Origin of the sequence: Klebsiella pneumoniae subsp. pneumoniae HS11286 (assembly GCF_000240185.1) — a bacterium.
Lineage (GTDB): Bacteria > Pseudomonadota > Gammaproteobacteria > Enterobacterales > Enterobacteriaceae > Klebsiella > Klebsiella pneumoniae.
Window position 1 is genome coordinate 2803543 of the sequence record NC_016845.1, and the last position, 16530, is coordinate 2820072.

Here is a 16530-nt window from a genome sequence, read left to right on the forward strand (position 1 = left end):
GAAAGAGTGCCCGCAGCACGCGGGCACGACGGCTTACGGATTCAGCTGGTAATCGAGGGTAATGTTGGCCTTCAGCACCTGCGATACCGGGCAGCCTGCTTTCGCTTTCTGGATGATCTCATCGAACGCCGCCGGAGACACGTCCGGCAGGACGATCTGGCTTTGCAGCGCGATATCGGTAATCGCAAAGCCGCCGTCGGTTTTATTGAGGGTGACCACTGCGGTAGTGTCAATGGACGTTGCGGTATATCCCTCTTCGCTGAGCATCAGCGACAGGGCCATCGAAAAGCAGGCGGCATGTGCAGCGCCGATCAGCTCCTCAGGGTTGGTGCCCTTCACCCCCTCAAAACGGGTGTTAAATCCGTAGGGCTGCTGGCTCAGCGCCCCGCTTTCTGTCGACACGGTGCCTTTGCCATGCTTCAGGTCGCCTTCCCAGTGCGCTAGCCCTTTCTTATGAATCGCCATTTGATTCCTCCTGTAGTGATGTCGAACAAAAAGTATAGTGCGTGATGCCGAAGCTGCGTCTTTTTGCAGCCTCTGGCCCCCACGTTCCCCTGGTTTTCGTGTCGTTGGTGAGGCAGGGTGACGCTATCGGCCATCCTGCGGATGCCAGGGATCGGATTTGTCATCCTTGCTGTCGTCCCGTTTACGCGGAACTTCGCCCTGCTCTCCGGGCGCCTCACGGGCAGGTTGCTTACCGCGCTCTTCGTCTTGCGAGTGAGAAAAGGTGCTCATATCGACGTGCTCCGCTTACTTAGGCGACTGCTTGAGCAGACGATCGATTCGCACGACCGGCGGCGTCATTTTGCGATCCAGACTGCCGTTGATATTGACCAGATCGTCTGGCTCTACGTGTTGTTCGTTAAACGCGGCGACCGGGATAATAACGGTGATGGTGCCGCTTTTATCACGAAACTGATAACGGTCATCTCCCTGCCGCTTGAGCAGATTGCCGCGCAGCGAAACGGTCGCGCCATCGTGCATGGTTTTCGCCTGCTCAACGGTCATGATCCGGCCATCCTCGACGCCGCGATAGCCGTCATCGAGTTTGTGCGGCGGCGGCGGCGCGGCATCCTGGCTAAACCCTCCCTTATCGTCCGCCTGCGCGACACCTACGGCAAACAGACATGCCATGGCCAATGCTAGTTTTTTCATCATGCCTCCGTTTTTTGCTGACGATGAGAATAAAGCCTGGCTGATGCTGGCCATTTTTACAAAGTCAATTGTTCTGATATCGTCTAATATAAGAATGTCCTTATCGTTACGCTCCTGGCGAAACGAAACGCGGGGAAAATATTAATGATTAAGAATCAACAGCCTTGTCCTATCGTCGATGAGAATGAACGCTCCTTACGCTTTGAATATCGTTTCCGCCGCTATGGGATAATTGTTTTGAGTCTCATCATTCTTACCGCGTTAAGCGGCCTGTGGTCCTCCGGTTATTTCAGTGAAGCACACAGGGAAACTAGTGGAGGCGAATTAAGCGTCGATTATCAGCGCTATGCCAGGCTGATGAGTGAAACCGAGTTTAATATTCAGATTAAACCGGATACGGCCAGCGACACCATTATCAGCTTCGCCGCCCCGTTATTAACCCGCTACCAGATCGGTGATATCCGTCCGCAGCCGGATAAAATGTATAGCGCCGACGGGAAATTACATCTCGTCTATCAGCGGTCGACCCCGCCTTCACCGATATCTGTGTGGTTAGCCGTTACCCCAAAAACGGCCGGTAATATCTCCCTGCAGGCGGTAGTTAACGATCGCTATTCTGTAACCTGGCAGCAGTTTGTCTATCCGTAGGAGTCGCTATGGAAATGGTCCTTAGAGCCGCAGCAATCTATCTGATCCTGTTGATTATTTTTAAGATTGCCGGCAGAAGAACCCTGATGCAATTAACCAACTTTGACCTGATACTGTTGCTGATTATCAGCGAAGCCACCCAGCAGGCGATGCTCAGCACAGACTATTCGGTTACCGGGTCGATGCTGACTATCGTCACCCTGGTTAGTATTGATATTTTGTTCGGCTATATTAAGAAAAAATTTGCTCAGGCAGAAAATTTTCTCGATGGTACGCCGGTTATCGTGGTGGAAAATGGTGCTGTCATCGACGAGAAGATTAAGCTCGTCAATATCTCTGTCGATGATATCCTGCTGGCGGCCAGGCAGCACCATGGCATTTATGAATTGAAAGCGATCAAATTCGCTATTCTCGAGCGTAACGGCCAGATATCCATTATTCCTGAGCAGGAATAGTATCGGCTTCGCTATTTATCACGCTCCGGTTGTTTATCACCTGATTCCGGAGCGCGAGTGGCGTCATCCTCTTCTTTTTCACCGTTAACAACGTTCAACATTAACATTTTTCCTCCTCGCTGGTTGTCAGGGATCCTACAAATTATAGAACGCCTTCGCCGAAGTATGTAGGATCTGCCGAAACTAACCAGGAGATGCCGCCTGATTCACATTGCGCTTATTCCAGGATATTTCCCACCTCGTCATTGCCATTGGTGAGAAATAATTAACCGATCCGTACAGTCAATATTGTGAAAGCCAAAACATAATGAGGTCACTATGTCTGTGATGGTTATTACCGGTGGAACCGCGGGAGCGGGCAAAGCTACCGCGCTGCGTTTCGCCCGCGCTGGATATCACGTGGCGCTGATCGCCCGAGACGAAACGGGTTTGCAGGAGACGCGACAGGCCTGTGAACGGTTTGGCATTAAAACGCTGGCTATTAGCGCCGATGTCGTCGATGCCGGGGCGCTGCAGCGCGCCGCCGCCGAGGTGGAAACCACCCTCGGGGCAATCGACGTCTGGATCAACAACGCCATGACCACCGTGCTGGCGCCCTTTCGTCAGATGAGCGAGGAGGAGTTTCGCCGGGTGACGGAGGTGACCTATCTCGGGTACGTGAACGGCACCCGCGCGGCGCTGGAGGTCATGATCCCCCGGGATCGGGGGGTGATTATTCAGGCCGGCTCGGCGCTGGCCTGGCGTTCAATCCCACTGCAGTCGGCTTACTGCGGAGCGAAAGCGGCGATCCGCGGCTTTACCGATGCCGTGCGAACCGAACTGATGCATGAGAAAGCCACATCCAGTTGACCATGGTGCAACTGCCGGGGATGAACACCGCCCAGTTTGGCTGGGCGCGAACAAATGGATCAGGCCATGCAGCCGGTGCCCCCGGTCTATCAGCCGGAAGTCGCCGCCGAGGCTATTTACAGCGTCATCCAGCGCCCGGTCAACGAGCTGTGGGTCGGAAAAAGCACCATCCAGTCGATCCTCGGCCAGGTCTTCTTCCCTCGCCTGCTCGATCGGCTGATGGTGAAAAAAAGCGTGGGAGGGACAGTTTACCGGTCAGCCAAAGTCGTCAGACCAACAGGACGACCTGTTCACGCCGGTGCGCGGCAATCATCCGGGCCACGGCCCCTTTAACGATGGCGCACGGCGTAAAGCAGTCACCATCAGCGCCGATCTCCCGGGTAAAGTCGCCGCCGGCGTCGGGGTAGCGGTGGCGACGATGGCGCTGCGGGCGTTGTTCCGTCGTTCCGGAAAACGGCGCTAACTCAGGCTGCGGCTGAACCAACGGTAACCATACCCGGAGAGTGCCAGCCGCGCATCTTTCCCGCCGTGCAGCCCATCCTGATAGAGCTTATCTTCCAGAATTGGGCTCCAGTAGCCCTCGGCCAGCGGCGGGAGCAGGACCTCTACCGCCTGCTGGCTGCAGTTGGCCAGCATCAGTACCTCCCGCGATTCGCTGCGATAGAGCAAGCCCAGCACCGCGTCGGGCTTTAGGGTAAGGAGAGTAAAAGGGAGGGATCCCGGTTCAGTATATTCCGTGCGCGCCAATACCATATTGCGTACCCGATGCAGCAGCGACCTGGGATGGCGCAGCGCCGTTTCAACATTGATCCGTTGGTAGCGGAACCGCCCGCTGGCCACCGGTTTTACCGGCAAATCATCCCGCGCCGCCCGGGAAAAGCCGGCGTTGGCCGCGGCCGACCACTGCATCGGCGTTCTGACCGCGTAGCGCTCCGGTAAGGAGAGATCGTCACCCATGCCAATCTCGTCGCCATAGCGCATCACCGGCACGCCGGGCAGCGCCAGCAGGATAGCATGGGCTAACGCTATGCGTCGGGTATCGCCGTCCAGCATCGGCGCCAGTCTTCGGCGTACGCCGCGCTGGTAAACGGACATCGATTTATCAGGGGCAAAGGTGCGGATAACCTGGCGCTTGTTGCGCTCGCCAATCCCCTCAAGATCCAGTTCATCATGGTTGCGCAGCCAGTTGACGAAGCAGCACCCGTCCGGCGGGGTCACCATCGCCTGCAGGGCCTTCACCACCGGCGCGGCGCGCTGCTGCGCCAGGCTGAGGTAGAGGTATTTGTTAAGCCAGAAATTAAGCACCATCTGCAGCCGATCGCCCTGGCCGAAATAATGACGGTAATCTTCTACCGCGACGTCCACTTCACCCAGGAGTATCGCATCGGGATTGAGGCGCTGTACAACCTGCCGGAGATGGGTCAGCAGCGGGTAGCCGCGCGTCTCGTCGCCCTTTCCGGCCTGCTTGACCAGATGTGACGCGGCATCGAGACGAAAGCCAGACACCCCAGCCTGCAGCCAGAAGGTGATAATGTTTTCGATTTCAGCGATCACCGGCGGATGGGCGAGATTCAGGTCGGGCTCGTGGTGATAAAACATGTGGCGATAATATTGCCCAGCCTGTTCGTCCCAGCGCCAGACGCTCTCCTCAACGCCGGGAAACATGGGAGGATCGTCGTTTTCCGGCGGCCGATCGGCCCACAGATAATACGGCCGCCACGGCGACCGGGGATCGCGTCGCGCCGCCTGGAACCACGGGTGCTGCGCGGAGGTGTGCTGGATCACCAGCTCAACGATCACCCGCAGTCCCAGCTCGCGGGCGCGGGCAATCAGCTCAATCACGTCAGCGATAGTGCCGAACCGCGGATCGGGCTGCAGATGATCGCTGATATCATAGCCATCATCCTGCAGAGGAGTGAGATAGAACGGAGTCAGCCAGAGCACCGTCGCTCCGAGGCTGCGAATGTAGTGTAGCTTTTGGCGAATGCCCGCGAGATCGCCAAAACCATCGCCATTGGCATCATAAAAGAGCGAACTGTCAACCTGATAGATGACCGCTCTGTGAAACCACTCTTCCCGTTGCATCACTCTCACCTCGCGTTCTGCCCGTCCCTGTCAGCCGCCTCAGCGCGATCCGGACCCCGCCCTGGCCTTCGCGCGCGGTTTGCCGACAGGCGATACGGGATTGCGTTCCGCTGGTAGCATCCTGTTCGCTACCGCGTCCACCAGCGCCTGCTGCCTGGCGGTTAATACCAGCGGAACCTGTTCCTCGGCGGCGAGGAGCGCGATGGTTTGCCGTTTGACCATAGCGTTCTCCGGCGGCTTAATGCCCGGCCTCAACGCCAGGCATATCGGTATCCATAAGATATTGCCCGGTCAGCGCTGGCAGATAATGGAGCAGCCAATCAGCCATTCCTCTCTCTTCAGCCAGGATACCCTCCAGTGTATGCATCGCGCTGTGGTCGCCTACTCTTTTCGCCGCCGTTAATAAAGCGGTATAGCAGGCGACCTCAAAATGGGCAAAAACGTAGGCAGTGATAATCACTTTAATAACCTCATCACCGGGCAGCATGATGCCAATGGTCTGTCCTAACGCCGCCACCCGGCTCATCGCATCCTTCAGCGCGGAGCGGGAAATATGGTTGCGGGCGATGATATCCTGCAGGGCGGACAATTGCCGTCGGGTTTCATAGAGATGTTGTTCAAGGCGGGTGCGTAACTGCGGTTCATTATCGAGGCGTCTGATGGTGGCCACCAGCAGCGACTCAGCCTGTTTTTCCATGGCATGCGCATCGCGAAGCCAGTTGTGATAATTTTCGATATCCGTCATATACACCTCTGATCATTAACCTTTTATTTTGACGTGGAATCTTCACTCTCTTCCGCCGCCTGGTCAGCTCGCGCTGCGCTATATCCGGATAAATGGCCAACAATATTGGCATAAATACTGATGAGAATGACCCACAGTACGCTGTCTTTCCACCAGATTAACGAGGGTATCGCCAGACCCACCCACATAACGGCGGCGACAAGATGACAGCGCTTAATAAACACTGGCGTCAACTTCATTTTATTACCTTAGGACCGAACAATATTGAGCGACCATTTTATCGACGCTCTGACCGCTGCGTCAGGCGCTAAACCTTACGCTGAAAATGTCTTTCTTTTGCCTAAGCATAAAAAAGAAAACAGCGTTGCGTATTGTCCCGTTCCGTTATTTTCTGTCTTTACCGTCCGGCTAATTTATTGCCGCTGCGGCCGTCTTTAATTGCTAGTGATGCGGCGATTTCCTCCTCACCTTTTAGTTTCCCCACATCGCGGATAATGAATGTCGTTATAGATAAATAAACCCTGAATATGCAGAAACCTGCGGACCATCTGGCCCACAGGTTTTGTCTCAACGCCGATTTGTCGGCGTCACAGCTCATCAGTCGCTAGCTGTCACCGGATTTACGACCGCCGCCATGACTGTTCTTACCACCCTTCTTACCGGCTTCGGATGCACGTTCAGGATCATTTTTAAAGTTCCCGCCGCTGTGCTGTCCGCCTTTACGCCCGGCTTCGGATGCTTTCTCACGATCTTCTGCAAAATTACCTGAACCGCCTCTATGCTCTGCCATAATTTTCACCTTTGGTTTGATCAATATCGGTTGGTAAATGGAAAATGACCCTGTTACAAATCATCGCCCTCGATATCTAACACTAGAGGAATGCCTGCAGGAGTCAAATTAATTTCAGATACCCATCCGCGCACTGACAAAATAAAGCTTTACTAACGAAGCGGTAAGATAAAATATACCTCACACAACTCCTTTATTTGACGTAGGTTATGTTCACCGGCGGGTAAAACAGAAACGTCCAACGGCCGTTTGTAAAAAAATGCAAACGATTTAATGAATAAATATTTCTTTATCCCGCGGAACACAACCCCAGGAATATTACCCCTAAAGAGGTATTACTTTATAGACCATGGTTTGCGAATGAACATCTTCATCGTTTATTCAGGCAGCACCTTCATCGTAACTTGAGAAAAAGATCATGCGCGTTACGAAAATAGCCCTTGGCCCTTGATTAAGGATGGAATAATCCTAATTTAACGTCAGCAATAATAACGCAACGCTATCCCCCGAAATACGCCAAGGATCAGTCGGTTAAGGCATACCGTTACGCCTACGATTGGCCATTGACTGCGATGTTGCGAGTCATCCAGGGTCTGTCGCCAGGAGAAGCTGACCTATTCTTAGAGCTGGCCCGTTCTGTCTGAAGGAGATGACTATGCAAGATGAAAAACCGCCAATGAAGAAGTTACCCACCTCCATGTTGCCAGAAGAGACGGCTCCACGTCCGGAGTTCCCGGAGCAAGAACAAACCCCGCCGGGTCTGGATGCGGAAATGGAGCCATCCCCGGACCACGGTGAAACCAGCTACACCGGCTCCGGGCGACTGGCCGGTAAGAAAGCGTTAATTACCGGCGGCGACTCCGGTATTGGCCGTGCGGTGGCGATCGCCTTTGCCCGCGAAGGCGCCGACGTCGCGATAAACTATCTGCCCGAAGAGCAAAAGGATGCGGATGAAGTTATCGCCCTGATCAAAGCCGAAGGGCGCACCGCGGTGGCCCTCCCGGGTGATATTCGCTCCGAATCCTTCTGCCAGTCGCTGGTGGCCGACGCGGTGGAACAGCTGGGAGGTCTGAGCATCCTGGTTAATAACGCCGGGCGTCAGCAATACTGTGAAACCCTTGAGGAACTCACTACCGAAGATTTCGACGCTACCTTCAAAACCAACGTCTACGCGCCGTTCTGGATCACCCGCGCCGCACTGCCTCACCTCCAGGCCGGAAGCGCGATTATCAATACCACCTCGGTGCAGGCGTATAAACCCAGCCCGATCCTGCTCGATTATGCGCAGACCAAAGCCTGTCTCGCGATCTTCACTAAATCGCTGGCTAAACAGGTGGCGAAACGAGGCATTCGCGTAAACGCCGTAGCGCCTGGCCCTTACTGGACGGTGCTGCAATCCAGCGGCGGCCAGCCGGACGAGAAGGTGAAACAGTTTGGCAAAGACACGCCGATGGGGCGCCCGGGGCAACCGGTAGAGATCGCCCCGCTGTATGTCACCCTGGCATCCGATGCCTGCTCATATACCTCCGGACAGGTGTGGTGCTCTGACGGCGGGGATGGTGTGGTCTAAGCCTCCCGGCATACCGACGCGCGCCAGCGCGCGCCGGTATTTTCCCGGCCAACCCTTGCGGCTATATACTGGCCCCTCGCCTCCCGGTTGCGGCAATTTTTTCTTTCCTGCACTCCGCTACTCTGGCCGCATGCTATGATGTCCGCCCGCCGCTGTGCGCTAACCCTGGCCCCGACGCCACCCCTGAGGACGACAGATGAGTAATGACATCCCCCTGAAATTTTATGACATCGTGGACGAATACGAGACCGAAGCGGCTGCGCCGGTAAAGGATGAAGAACGCGATGCGCTGGCGCGCTATTTCCAACTGCTGATTGCGCGGTTAACTAATAACGAAGAGATTGACGAAGAGGCGCAGCGAGAAATGGCCCGCGAGGCGGCCATTAACGAAAACCGCATTGACGATATCGCTAATTTTCTTAATCAGTGGGGCAACGAATAAAGCTCAACGTCAGCCTACCGGCGGAATTGCCTTCCGCCGGTGCTGCCTGGGCACGAAGCGCCTAGACTCAGCCGTGGCCAGTCTCCTCTCCCAGACGCCTCTGCAGCGCATCAAGAAATAGCGGTAATCCGTCAGGTTGGTAGTCGCGGGAAAGATAGATGCCGTAAACGCTCAACGCCTTTGGCGTCCACTCCGGAAGCACCACCTCCAGCGTGCCGCTGTCAATCGCGCCCCGGGCCTCCAGTTCGGGAAGCATCGCAATGCCGCACCCGGCAACCGCCGCCTCCAGCAGCAATGAAGATATCCCTGCGCTCAGATTACCGTTCACCGCCACCGACGCTTCCCGCCCCTGCGCATCGCTGAACTGCCAGTGCTGGCTGGCGAAATGGCTGTATAGCAGGCAGTTATGTCGTTGCAGATCGTCGGGCGTCGTCAACGGGCCATGCTGGCGCATCCAGCGCGGCGCGGCGCAGAGCAGCGAACGGCACACTCCGAGGCGACGAGCGATGGCCCCCGCTTCCGGGTTGTCGGTAATGCGAATGGCCACGTCGATACGCTCGCCGATCAGGCTGACCGGATGGTTATTGATATCCAGCTCCAGGCGCAGCAGTGGATAGCGGGCGAGAAAGTCCGGTAGCAGCGGGGAGATCAGCTGCATGGCGGTAAAGTGCGCGCAGGCGACGCGCAGTGTGCCGCTGGGATCGGCCCGCTGACGCTCGCCGGCGATTTCATCGGCGATCCGCGTCAAACCGCGGGTCTTGAGCAATACCTTTTCCCCGGCCGGGGTCAGCGTCAGCCGCCGGGTTGAGCGATGGATCAGCCGGGCGCCGGCCCAGCTCTCCATCTGTTCCAGATAGCGGCTCACCATCGGGCGCGACATACCCAGCGCCCGCGCCGCGGCGCTAAGACTTCCCAGCTCGCAGATGCGCAGATACACCTGCGCAGCAATCACCCTGTCCATCACTCCCCCTGATCTGCACGTTTTATGAAACTCAGCATCTCTTGTTTCAGGAATTTTATCAAATAGCGAAATCCGTACAATGGAACGCATTCACCTGTTACTGAGAATAAATCATGAAATTATCTGCCCTTGCTGTTGCTACCGCCCTGTTCAGCGGCGCGGTCTTCGCGGCGCCTCTGACGCTGCAAACTTACAACCCGCAGGAAAAAGGACTTTTTGCCGTCAACTCGACCCTCGTTTCCGGTCCGCATGAAGCGGTACTTTTCGACGCGCAGTTCAGCGTCAAAGATGGGGAAAAGCTGGTGGAGATGATCAAGAAAAACGGCAAACCGCTATCGCGGATTGTGATCACCTCTGGCGATCCGGATTTCTATTTTGGTCTTGAGCCGCTGGTAAAAGCCTTCCCGCAGGCGGAGGTGGTCGCCACGCCGGAGGTCGTCAAACATATTGCAGCCACCAAAGCGGCCAAACTGGCGTACTGGGGCCCGCAAATGAAAGACGGCGCGCCGACGCAGGTGTATGTCCCGCAGGCGCTGGAGGCCAACAGCTTTACCATCGATGGCGAGAAAGTGACCATCATGCAGCCGCATGACTACGCGGCGTTCGTCTGGATCCGGGCGAACAAAACGATCCTCGGCGGCACCGGCGTGGCGTGGGGTATGCATCTCTGGACCGCCGACACCCAGACGCCGGCCAGTCGTCAGCAATGGCGTAATACGCTGGACCAGATGATCGCCCTGCACCCGCAGCGGGTGATCCCGGGCCATTATCTCGGCACCCCGCCGGAGGGAGACAGCGCGGTGCGCTTTACAAAAACTTATCTCCAGCAGTTCGAGCAGGCGCTGAAGACGCATTCGGATTCGGCCGGGGTGATCAAGGCGATGGAGGCACAGTGGCCGGGCCTGGCGGAGACCAGCTCGCTGGAGTTAAGCGCCAAAGTTAATACCGGTGAGATGAAGTGGTGACCCCTGCGGCGCGCAAGGAGGACTGTTCTTAATCTGGCTCCCCAGGGTTGCTATTACCGAGAAAATGGACCACCCTACCTGTGGCCGCACAAAAAACGCGCGGCCGACTTTGGGTTACATTTCATCCGGTCATTACCGGGTTTGCCCTTGAAACCAGAACAGGATAAAGGAGTCAGAATGAAATCGAACCATCAGGCACGTCATCTTCTCGGTCTGAACTATAAGCTTTCCCGGCAGAAAAAAGTGGTGCTGGAAGGCGATGAAGAAACCACCATCAACCACATCCATGCTACCGGCCGCAAACGCCGCGGTGGTTAATTTTCAGCCTGAGTGATGATAAACAACACCGTCCTGTTGCCAGGATGGTGTTTTTTTATGGCAATTGACTGCTTGTTTACCCGCTTGAAGACCTTCTGCTCTATACTCTGCCCGCTGCTTTCCACCCGCCCTTCGCTTATCGCCGCGCCGGGACTGTGGTCATGATCAAGGAGTTAGTGCGATGCAATTTACCCATAAGAAAAACCGTTCCCTGTACATCCCCTACGCGGGTCCCGTTCTGCTTGAATTCCCCCTGCTCAACAAGGGAAGCGCCTTCAGTATGGAAGAGCGCAGCAATTTCAATCTGCTCGGCCTGCTGCCGGAAGTGGTTGAAACTATCGAAGAGCAAGCGGAACGCGCCTGGATCCAGTATCAGGGATTCAAAACTGAAATCGACAAACATATTTATCTGCGTAACATCCAGGACACCAACGAAACCCTGTTTTATCGCCTGATCGGCAACCACCTTGAAGAGATGATGCCGGTTATCTATACCCCGACGGTAGGCGCGGCCTGCGAACGTTTCTCCGAGATCTATCGTCGCGCCCGCGGCGTCTTTATCTCCTACCAGAATCGCCATAACCTTGACGACATCCTGCAAAACGTCCCGAACCACAACGTGAAAGTGATTGTGGTCACCGATGGCGAGCGCATTCTCGGCCTCGGCGACCAGGGAATCGGCGGAATGGGGATCCCGATCGGTAAACTGTCGCTGTACACCACCTGCGGCGGCATCAGCCCGGCTTACACCCTGCCAATCGTGCTGGACGTCGGAACAAACAACCAGCAGCTGCTCGACGATCCGCTGTATATGGGCTGGCGCCACCCACGCATTACCGACGACGAGTACTATCAGTTCGTTGACGACGTGATCCAGGCGATTAAGGCCCGCTGGCCGGACGTGCTGCTGCAGTTTGAAGATTTTGCGCAAAAGAACGCCATGCCGCTGCTCAACCGCTACCGCAATGAAATCTGCTCGTTTAACGACGATATTCAGGGCACCGCGGCGGTGACCGTCGGGACGCTGATCGCCGCCAGCCGCGGCGCCGGAAGCCAGCTGAGCGAGCAAAAAATCGTCTTTCTCGGCGCGGGTTCGGCCGGCTGCGGTATCGCTGAACAGATTATCGCCCAGATCGTCCGCGAAGGACTCAGTGAAGAAGAGGCCCGCCAGCGCGTGTTTATGGTTGACCGCTTCGGCCTGTTAACCGACGGCATGCCTAATCTGCTACCGTTCCAGAACAAGCTGGTGCAAAAGCGTGAGCAGCTGCAGAGCTGGGATACCACCAGCGAGGCGCTGTCCCTGCTGGAAGTAGTGCGCAACGTGAAGCCGAACATCCTGATCGGCGTCTCGGGTCAGCCGGGACTGTTCACGGAAGAGATTATCCGCGAGATGCACAAGCACTGCCCGCGGCCGATCGTGATGCCGCTCTCCAACCCAACCTCACGGGTGGAAGCGACGCCGCAGAATATCCTGAGCTGGACCGACGGCGAGGCGCTGGTCGCCACCGGCAGTCCATTCTCCCCGGTTACCGTGAAAGGCAAGCAGTATCCCATCGCCCAGTGCAATAACTCCTATATCTTCCCGGGTATTGGACTGGGGGTGATCGCCTCCGGCGCGTCGCGGGTCACCGACGAGATGCTGATGGCTGCCAGCGAAACCCTGGCGCAGCACTCGCCGCTGGTCAACAACGGCGAAGGTCCGGTGCTGCCGGAGCTGAAGGATATCCAGACCGTCTCACGGGCAATTGCCTTCGCGGTCGGCAAGGTGGCCCAGGAGCAAGGCGTGGCGGTGAAAACTTCCGCTGAAGCGCTGCTGCAAGCGATCAGCGATAATTTCTGGCTACCGGAATATCGCAATTATCGCCGCACCTCGATTTAATCACGCTCACCGGGTCGACATATCGGCCCGGTTTTTAATAACGTCAGAATAATACCTCCCGCCACAGAAACGTTTTTTCCGCCTATATACATTCATCGTAAAAATATAAAACGGATAGCATTTGCCGCGCGCCCTCCGCTGTGCAAAATAGTTGTTTCTCACCCCCTCACAACGGAATGTGAAATGCTAAAATTAACCCTTGGCGCGAATAAAGCGAATGCGATTCTGATCCGTATTGTCTTGTTTCTTATCGGAGGTATCGCCATCATCACCGGAATGTGCCTCTTCAGCGGCGATATGTGGATGCTCACCCCGCGGGCGGAACAGTATCAGCCCGCCACCGGCGATCTGGTGGATGTCGTCATCTATGAACCGAGTAAATTTTTCTTCGCTCTGCTCTACGTGTTTATTATTACCCTGGTCTGGCTGTTGGCGGTACGTAAAATCCCCTGGCGGCCGATACAGCATCCTATATTACCGCTGATGGTACTGATTGCCGCCGGGATATTTATTTTCCTCCACCCGGAGGTCACCCCGGGTCGGGATGCCAGTATTCAGTACGGTAAACACAATACCTATTATGCGTCCATATTCTGGATGAAAACCCGGTCAGGTAGTCATTCCGCTAAGCAATCAAAATATGAAACCTTTGTTGAAGCGAAAGATCCCCGCTGGCTTATCGACAGAAACAATCTTCGCCGCGCCTGGCGCTGTGAAGTGCAGCGGCATACCCAGTTTTACACCCTGTCATTCAATGAGGGCTGGTTCCCGAACGGCGATCCGCAGGTCCTTGCCAACCAGTGTAGTCAGATTGCCGATCTGGATACGGTCTCTGAAGACGAGCTGCTTGTCACTAAAACCATCAGGAGCCGTAAATGAGCCAGCAAAAAATGGTTTTGCAGCCGATATTACGCCTCTGGCTGGGGCTGTTTAGCGGACTGTTGCTGGTGAGCGCCATCAGCGCCTTTCACGGTGAGTACTGGTATTTCGGCGATAAGCAGGCGTTTTACGCGGCGAAAGCCGGCGAGGTCTCTGTGCATGAACTCTATACGCCGGCGAAAATCCTCTTTGCTTTTATCGTCAGCACGATCCCGCCGCTGCTGTGGCTGCTGCTGGTTAACCGTCGGGCGCCGCGGCTGCTGACCCACACTCTCCCATCGGTGTTACTCCTGCTGGCGGGTTTGCTGTTTTTCTTCCTGAGACCCGACGTGATTCCCGGCGGGGAAACCCCTGTCTATCGCTACGGCGAGCGGGAGCGCTACTACCAGACGATACGCTGGCAGAAACCGGAGCCTGGCGCGTGGCGGGGTACCCGCTCTGAGTACAACGTGTATATCGAATATCGTGATCCCAGGGGATATCGCAAAGTCGACAATATTAAAAACGCCTATACCTGTGAAACCCACCGGGAGTCTCGCTTTTTTACCTTAACGACCGAAGAGGATTGGTATCCGGATTCGTATCCGAATATTCTCGAGGCTCCCTGCCAGGCGATAAAGGATCCCCAGGCGATGACGGAATATACCCGCGACCACGCCCGCTGGTTTCCCATTACGTTTTAGCAAACACACTAGCCTTCTGCGCCAACAATATCTCGCCGGTAATGGCACTGAACACGAAAACTGGTGGGTATCGGCCCCTGCCAGTTTTGTCACTGGCGCGCTTTCCCTTTCCCCACTACACTGCCATCACCCATCCACTGACTGAATAAAAAAGGAGGCCCCCCATGCTGTATTGTGAAATGTTTATTGTTTCACATGCCTTAGGCAATTGCGCCAGCTCAAGCGTTATCGGTATCGTGCTGCGATAACTATGGCTTGAGCGAAGACCCTTCACGCAATCCCTTCTCTCCGGCTTACCGGGTTATCGTCAGCGAGTTTTGACGAGGCATTTGCATGCCTGTAACTCTTGAGTAAGTTGACTATGAGTACATTACTAACTGCCCATGCGCTCCACGTGGAGACGGCTTTTGGGCCGCTGTTTAACTCCCTCTCCTTCACCCTGAAGAAAGGCGACCGGATCGGTCTCATCGGCCATAACGGTTGCGGCAAAAGCACCCTGTTACAGGTGCTGGAGGGCACCCTCGCGCCCACCTCGGGCAGCGTCTCGCTCGCCGGTCAGTGTCTGATGGCCCGCGTTGAACAGCATCTGCCGGAGGCGCTGCATACGCAGTCGCTGCTGCAGGCGGTGCTGGCCCCATTACCCGCCGACGCGCGGGAAGCACAGCGCTGGCTGGCCGAGCGCCTGCTGGCGCAGATGGGCTTTACCCCGGCGGTGATGGAGCAGCAGACCGCCACCCTGAGCGGCGGCCAGCACACGCGTCTGCTGCTGGCCCGGGCGCTGATCCGCCAGCCTGATCTGCTCTTGTTGGATGAGCCGGGCAACCATCTCGATCTGCCCACCCTGCTGTGGCTGGAAAGCTTCCTGCAAACCTGGCAGGGGAGCTTCGTACTGGTGTCACACGACAACACCTTACTGGATGCTGTAACTAATGCGAGTTGGATCCTCCGTGACCAGACGCTACATTGCTTCGCCTTGCCCTGCAGCGCTGCCCGTCAGGCACTGCAGGAGCAGGATGAAAGCGCCGCGTTACGTCATAAGGCGGAGCAAAAAGAGATCGACCGGGTCAGCGCCAGCGCCCGGCGGCTGGCCACCTGGGGTCGGGTCTATGACAATGAAGATCTCGCCCGCAAAGCCAAACAGATGGAGAAGCAGGTCGCCCGCCTGAAAGACGAGCAGACCGAGCTCAGCGTCGGCCCGCCGTGGCGCCTGGTGTTACAGGGGGACCCCCTGCCGGCCGACCGCCTTTTGGAGATGGACACCCTTCCCGTCTCGCCCGCGCCGGGTCAGCCATCCCTCTTCACCACCGGCGTGGCGCGCCTGCGCAGCGGCGATCGCGTGGCCATCATGGGACGTAATGGCGGCGGCAAATCGTCCCTGCTGCGCCTGCTGTGGCAGCAGATGAACAACGCATCGCCTCTCCCGGGGCTGCGCCTGCATCCCCGGTTGCACCCCGGCTACTATGACCAGACGCTGGCGCAGTTGCCGGACGAGGCCAGCCTGCTCGAGGCCCTGACGCCGTTTGCCCCGTCGGCGGACACCCGTAAACGGGCGCTGATCGCCGCCGGGTTTGGCTGGGCGAGACATAGCCAGAAGATCAGCACCCTCAGCGGCGGCGAGCGATCGCGGCTGCTGTTCGTTGGCCTGTCGCTGGCGCGCTACAGTCTGCTGCTGCTGGATGAACCCACCAACCATCTTGATATGGAGGGTAAAGCGGCGCTGGCGCAGACGCTGCGCGATTACCCCGGCGGCGTGCTGCTGGTCAGTCATGACCGCCAGCTGATTAGCGAAAGCTGTAACCGCTTCTGGCTGATTGACAGCGCCGGGCTAACGGAGTGGCACAGCCTGGAGGAGGTCTATGCCCGTCTGCAGGCCGTGGCGCCCGCCCCGGACAGTCGGCTCGCTTTGCAGAGTACACCCGCCGGGGCTGACGATGATGAGGAGGCGCTGCTGGCGCGGCTGATTGACCTGGAGCAGTGGCTGGCTGACGACATGGCCCGCAAGCCAAAACATCAAAAGCCGTCACTGCAGGCACAGTGGCAAGAGGAGATTGCCCGCCTGCTTAACCAACTGACGTAATCTCCATGTCCCCCCACCGGCTAAGGCGC

Annotated in this window: 23 protein-coding genes and 2 other annotated features; of the genes, 13 read left to right on the forward strand and 10 right to left on the reverse strand. The window is 56.7% G+C overall.

The annotated features are described in order from the left end of the window. Positions 1–33: 33 nt before the first annotated feature. From KPHS_27950 to KPHS_27970, 3 genes are all read right to left on the reverse strand, one after another. A complete protein-coding gene (locus KPHS_27950) occupies positions 34–465 on the reverse strand; it encodes an osmotically inducible protein (protein YP_005227095.1) in 432 nt (143 codons plus the stop codon). A 123-nt stretch (positions 466–588) separates the two neighbouring features. Then, on the reverse strand, positions 589–735 hold the full coding sequence (locus tag KPHS_27960) for a hypothetical protein (RefSeq protein YP_005227096.1): 147 nt from the start codon (positions 733–735) through the stop codon (positions 589–591). A 15-nt stretch (positions 736–750) separates the two neighbouring features. Then, a complete protein-coding gene (locus KPHS_27970; RefSeq protein ID YP_005227097.1) occupies positions 751–1209 on the reverse strand; it encodes a YdeI family stress tolerance OB fold protein in 459 nt (152 codons plus the stop codon). A gap of 90 nt (positions 1210–1299) precedes the next feature. On the opposite strand from KPHS_27970, the gene KPHS_27980 reads away from it, so the two are divergent. The 5 genes from KPHS_27980 (at position 1300) to KPHS_28020 (ending at position 3570) form a co-directional block, all read left to right on the forward strand. Next, entirely contained in the window at positions 1300–1803 is a 504-nt protein-coding gene (locus KPHS_27980; protein YP_005227098.1) for a hypothetical protein, read from the forward strand. Between the two features lie 8 nt (positions 1804–1811). Then, the gene (locus KPHS_27990; protein YP_005227099.1) at positions 1812–2258 is read left to right on the forward strand and encodes a DUF421 domain-containing protein; all 447 of its coding nucleotides are present in this window, start codon (positions 1812–1814) and stop codon (positions 2256–2258) included. 318 nt (positions 2259–2576) lie between these two features. Further along, on the forward strand, positions 2577–3107 hold the full coding sequence (locus tag KPHS_28000; RefSeq protein ID YP_005227100.1) for a putative oxidoreductase: 531 nt from the start codon (positions 2577–2579) through the stop codon (positions 3105–3107). Then, positions 2577–3440 (forward strand) — a sequence feature (potential frameshift: common BLAST hit: gi|152970389|ref|YP_001335498.1| putative oxidoreductase). Its footprint overlaps the gene before it by 531 nt. Continuing rightward, complete coding sequence (locus KPHS_28010) at positions 3174–3440, forward strand: putative oxidoreductase (RefSeq protein ID YP_005227101.1); 267 nt, start codon at positions 3174–3176, stop codon at positions 3438–3440. It overlaps the preceding feature by 267 nt. Then, positions 3174–3570: a sequence feature (potential frameshift: common BLAST hit: gi|152970389|ref|YP_001335498.1| putative oxidoreductase), on the forward strand. It overlaps the preceding gene by 267 nt. Further along, a complete protein-coding gene (locus KPHS_28020) occupies positions 3406–3570 on the forward strand; it encodes a putative oxidoreductase (RefSeq protein YP_005227102.1) in 165 nt (54 codons plus the stop codon). It overlaps the preceding feature by 165 nt. Before KPHS_28010 ends, KPHS_28020 begins: the two co-directional genes overlap by 35 nt. On the opposite strand, the gene KPHS_28030 is transcribed toward KPHS_28020, so the two are convergent. From KPHS_28030 to KPHS_28070, 5 genes are all read right to left on the reverse strand, one after another. After that, on the reverse strand, positions 3567–5192 hold the full coding sequence (locus KPHS_28030; protein ID YP_005227103.1) for a putative glycosidase: 1626 nt from the start codon (positions 5190–5192) through the stop codon (positions 3567–3569). The two genes, KPHS_28020 and KPHS_28030, sit on opposite strands and share 4 nt — an antisense overlap. A gap of 39 nt (positions 5193–5231) precedes the next feature. After that, a complete protein-coding gene (locus tag KPHS_28040) occupies positions 5232–5414 on the reverse strand; it encodes a hypothetical protein (protein ID YP_005227104.1) in 183 nt (60 codons plus the stop codon). Between the two features lie 16 nt (positions 5415–5430). Beyond that, on the reverse strand, positions 5431–5937 hold the full coding sequence (locus KPHS_28050) for a ferritin-like domain-containing protein (RefSeq protein YP_005227105.1): 507 nt from the start codon (positions 5935–5937) through the stop codon (positions 5431–5433). A 23-nt stretch (positions 5938–5960) separates the two neighbouring features. Then, positions 5961–6176 (reverse strand): hypothetical protein, encoded by a 216-nt coding sequence (locus tag KPHS_28060; RefSeq protein ID YP_005227106.1) that lies wholly within the window; start codon positions 6174–6176, stop codon positions 5961–5963. Between the two features lie 365 nt (positions 6177–6541). Next, positions 6542–6727 (reverse strand): general stress protein, encoded by a 186-nt coding sequence (locus KPHS_28070; protein YP_005227107.1) that lies wholly within the window; start codon positions 6725–6727, stop codon positions 6542–6544. A 655-nt stretch (positions 6728–7382) separates the two neighbouring features. Between KPHS_28070 and KPHS_28080 the strand changes: the two genes are divergently transcribed. Both KPHS_28080 and KPHS_28090 read left to right on the forward strand, forming a co-directional pair. Next, entirely contained in the window at positions 7383–8297 is a 915-nt protein-coding gene (locus KPHS_28080; protein YP_005227108.1) for a putative oxidoreductase, read from the forward strand. Between the two features lie 196 nt (positions 8298–8493). Then, on the forward strand, positions 8494–8739 hold the full coding sequence (locus tag KPHS_28090; RefSeq protein ID YP_005227109.1) for a YmjA family protein: 246 nt from the start codon (positions 8494–8496) through the stop codon (positions 8737–8739). 67 nt (positions 8740–8806) lie between these two features. Here KPHS_28090 and KPHS_28100 read toward each other — a convergent pair whose 3' ends face one another. Beyond that, positions 8807–9700, reverse strand: coding sequence for a LysR family transcriptional regulator (locus KPHS_28100; RefSeq protein ID YP_005227110.1), 894 nt, complete (start codon positions 9698–9700; stop codon positions 8807–8809). Between the two features lie 113 nt (positions 9701–9813). On the opposite strand from KPHS_28100, the gene KPHS_28110 reads away from it, so the two are divergent. Both KPHS_28110 and KPHS_28120 read left to right on the forward strand, forming a co-directional pair. Next, positions 9814–10665 (forward strand): MBL fold metallo-hydrolase, encoded by an 852-nt coding sequence (locus tag KPHS_28110; protein YP_005227111.1) that lies wholly within the window; start codon positions 9814–9816, stop codon positions 10663–10665. Positions 10666–10842: 177 nt separating this feature from the next. Then, the gene (locus KPHS_28120; protein YP_005227112.1) at positions 10843–10983 is read left to right on the forward strand and encodes a 30S ribosomal subunit S22; all 141 of its coding nucleotides are present in this window, start codon (positions 10843–10845) and stop codon (positions 10981–10983) included. Here KPHS_28120 and KPHS_28130 read toward each other — a convergent pair. After that, positions 10980–11108 carry a hypothetical protein gene (locus tag KPHS_28130; protein ID YP_005227113.1) on the reverse strand — a complete coding sequence of 43 codons (129 nt, stop codon included), beginning with the start codon at positions 11106–11108 and terminating at the stop codon, positions 10980–10982. The genes KPHS_28120 and KPHS_28130 overlap by 4 nt on opposite strands. A gap of 56 nt (positions 11109–11164) precedes the next feature. Between KPHS_28130 and KPHS_28140 the strand changes: the two genes are divergently transcribed. From KPHS_28140 to KPHS_28170, 4 genes are all read left to right on the forward strand, one after another. Then, complete coding sequence (locus KPHS_28140; protein YP_005227114.1) at positions 11165–12862, forward strand: malate dehydrogenase; 1698 nt, start codon at positions 11165–11167, stop codon at positions 12860–12862. 183 nt (positions 12863–13045) lie between these two features. Continuing rightward, positions 13046–13741 carry a putative glycosyltransferase gene (locus KPHS_28150; RefSeq protein YP_005227115.1) on the forward strand — a complete coding sequence of 232 codons (696 nt, stop codon included), beginning with the start codon at positions 13046–13048 and terminating at the stop codon, positions 13739–13741. Continuing rightward, positions 13738–14424 (forward strand): hypothetical protein, encoded by a 687-nt coding sequence (locus KPHS_28160; RefSeq protein YP_005227116.1) that lies wholly within the window; start codon positions 13738–13740, stop codon positions 14422–14424. Before KPHS_28150 ends, KPHS_28160 begins: the two co-directional genes overlap by 4 nt. 361 nt (positions 14425–14785) lie before the next feature. Then, positions 14786–16501 carry a putative transporter ATP-binding component gene (locus KPHS_28170; protein YP_005227117.1) on the forward strand — a complete coding sequence of 572 codons (1716 nt, stop codon included), beginning with the start codon at positions 14786–14788 and terminating at the stop codon, positions 16499–16501. Positions 16502–16530: the final 29 nt, after the last annotated feature.

Bases quoted from the DNA above. Each gene is read 5' to 3' on its own strand.
- KPHS_27990 (YP_005227099.1), top strand. From the start codon at position 1,812: ATGGAAATGGTCCTTAGAGCCGCAGCAATCTATCTGATCCTGTTGATT.
- KPHS_28150 (YP_005227115.1), top strand. From the start codon at position 13,046: ATGCTAAAATTAACCCTTGGCGCGAATAAAGCGAATGCGATTCTGATC.
- KPHS_27950 (YP_005227095.1), bottom strand. From the start codon at position 465: ATGGCGATTCATAAGAAAGGGCTAGCGCACTGGGAAGGCGACCTGAAG.
- KPHS_28090 (YP_005227109.1), top strand. From the start codon at position 8,494: ATGAGTAATGACATCCCCCTGAAATTTTATGACATCGTGGACGAATAC.
- KPHS_28000 (YP_005227100.1), top strand. From the start codon at position 2,577: ATGTCTGTGATGGTTATTACCGGTGGAACCGCGGGAGCGGGCAAAGCT.
- KPHS_28050 (YP_005227105.1), bottom strand. From the start codon at position 5,937: ATGACGGATATCGAAAATTATCACAACTGGCTTCGCGATGCGCATGCC.
- KPHS_28110 (YP_005227111.1), top strand. From the start codon at position 9,814: ATGAAATTATCTGCCCTTGCTGTTGCTACCGCCCTGTTCAGCGGCGCG.
- KPHS_28120 (YP_005227112.1), top strand. From the start codon at position 10,843: ATGAAATCGAACCATCAGGCACGTCATCTTCTCGGTCTGAACTATAAG.
- KPHS_28160 (YP_005227116.1), top strand. From the start codon at position 13,738: ATGAGCCAGCAAAAAATGGTTTTGCAGCCGATATTACGCCTCTGGCTG.
- KPHS_28010 (YP_005227101.1), top strand. From the start codon at position 3,174: ATGCAGCCGGTGCCCCCGGTCTATCAGCCGGAAGTCGCCGCCGAGGCT.
- KPHS_27960 (YP_005227096.1), bottom strand. From the start codon at position 735: ATGAGCACCTTTTCTCACTCGCAAGACGAAGAGCGCGGTAAGCAACCT.
- KPHS_28100 (YP_005227110.1), bottom strand. From the start codon at position 9,700: ATGGACAGGGTGATTGCTGCGCAGGTGTATCTGCGCATCTGCGAGCTG.
- KPHS_28070 (YP_005227107.1), bottom strand. From the start codon at position 6,727: ATGGCAGAGCATAGAGGCGGTTCAGGTAATTTTGCAGAAGATCGTGAG.
- KPHS_28170 (YP_005227117.1), top strand. From the start codon at position 14,786: ATGAGTACATTACTAACTGCCCATGCGCTCCACGTGGAGACGGCTTTT.
- KPHS_28080 (YP_005227108.1), top strand. From the start codon at position 7,383: ATGCAAGATGAAAAACCGCCAATGAAGAAGTTACCCACCTCCATGTTG.
- KPHS_28060 (YP_005227106.1), bottom strand. From the start codon at position 6,176: ATGAAGTTGACGCCAGTGTTTATTAAGCGCTGTCATCTTGTCGCCGCC.
- KPHS_28140 (YP_005227114.1), top strand. From the start codon at position 11,165: ATGCAATTTACCCATAAGAAAAACCGTTCCCTGTACATCCCCTACGCG.
- KPHS_28030 (YP_005227103.1), bottom strand. From the start codon at position 5,192: ATGCAACGGGAAGAGTGGTTTCACAGAGCGGTCATCTATCAGGTTGAC.
- KPHS_27970 (YP_005227097.1), bottom strand. From the start codon at position 1,209: ATGGCCAGCATCAGCCAGGCTTTATTCTCATCGTCAGCAAAAAACGGA.
- KPHS_28040 (YP_005227104.1), bottom strand. From the start codon at position 5,414: ATGGTCAAACGGCAAACCATCGCGCTCCTCGCCGCCGAGGAACAGGTT.
- KPHS_27980 (YP_005227098.1), top strand. From the start codon at position 1,300: ATGATTAAGAATCAACAGCCTTGTCCTATCGTCGATGAGAATGAACGC.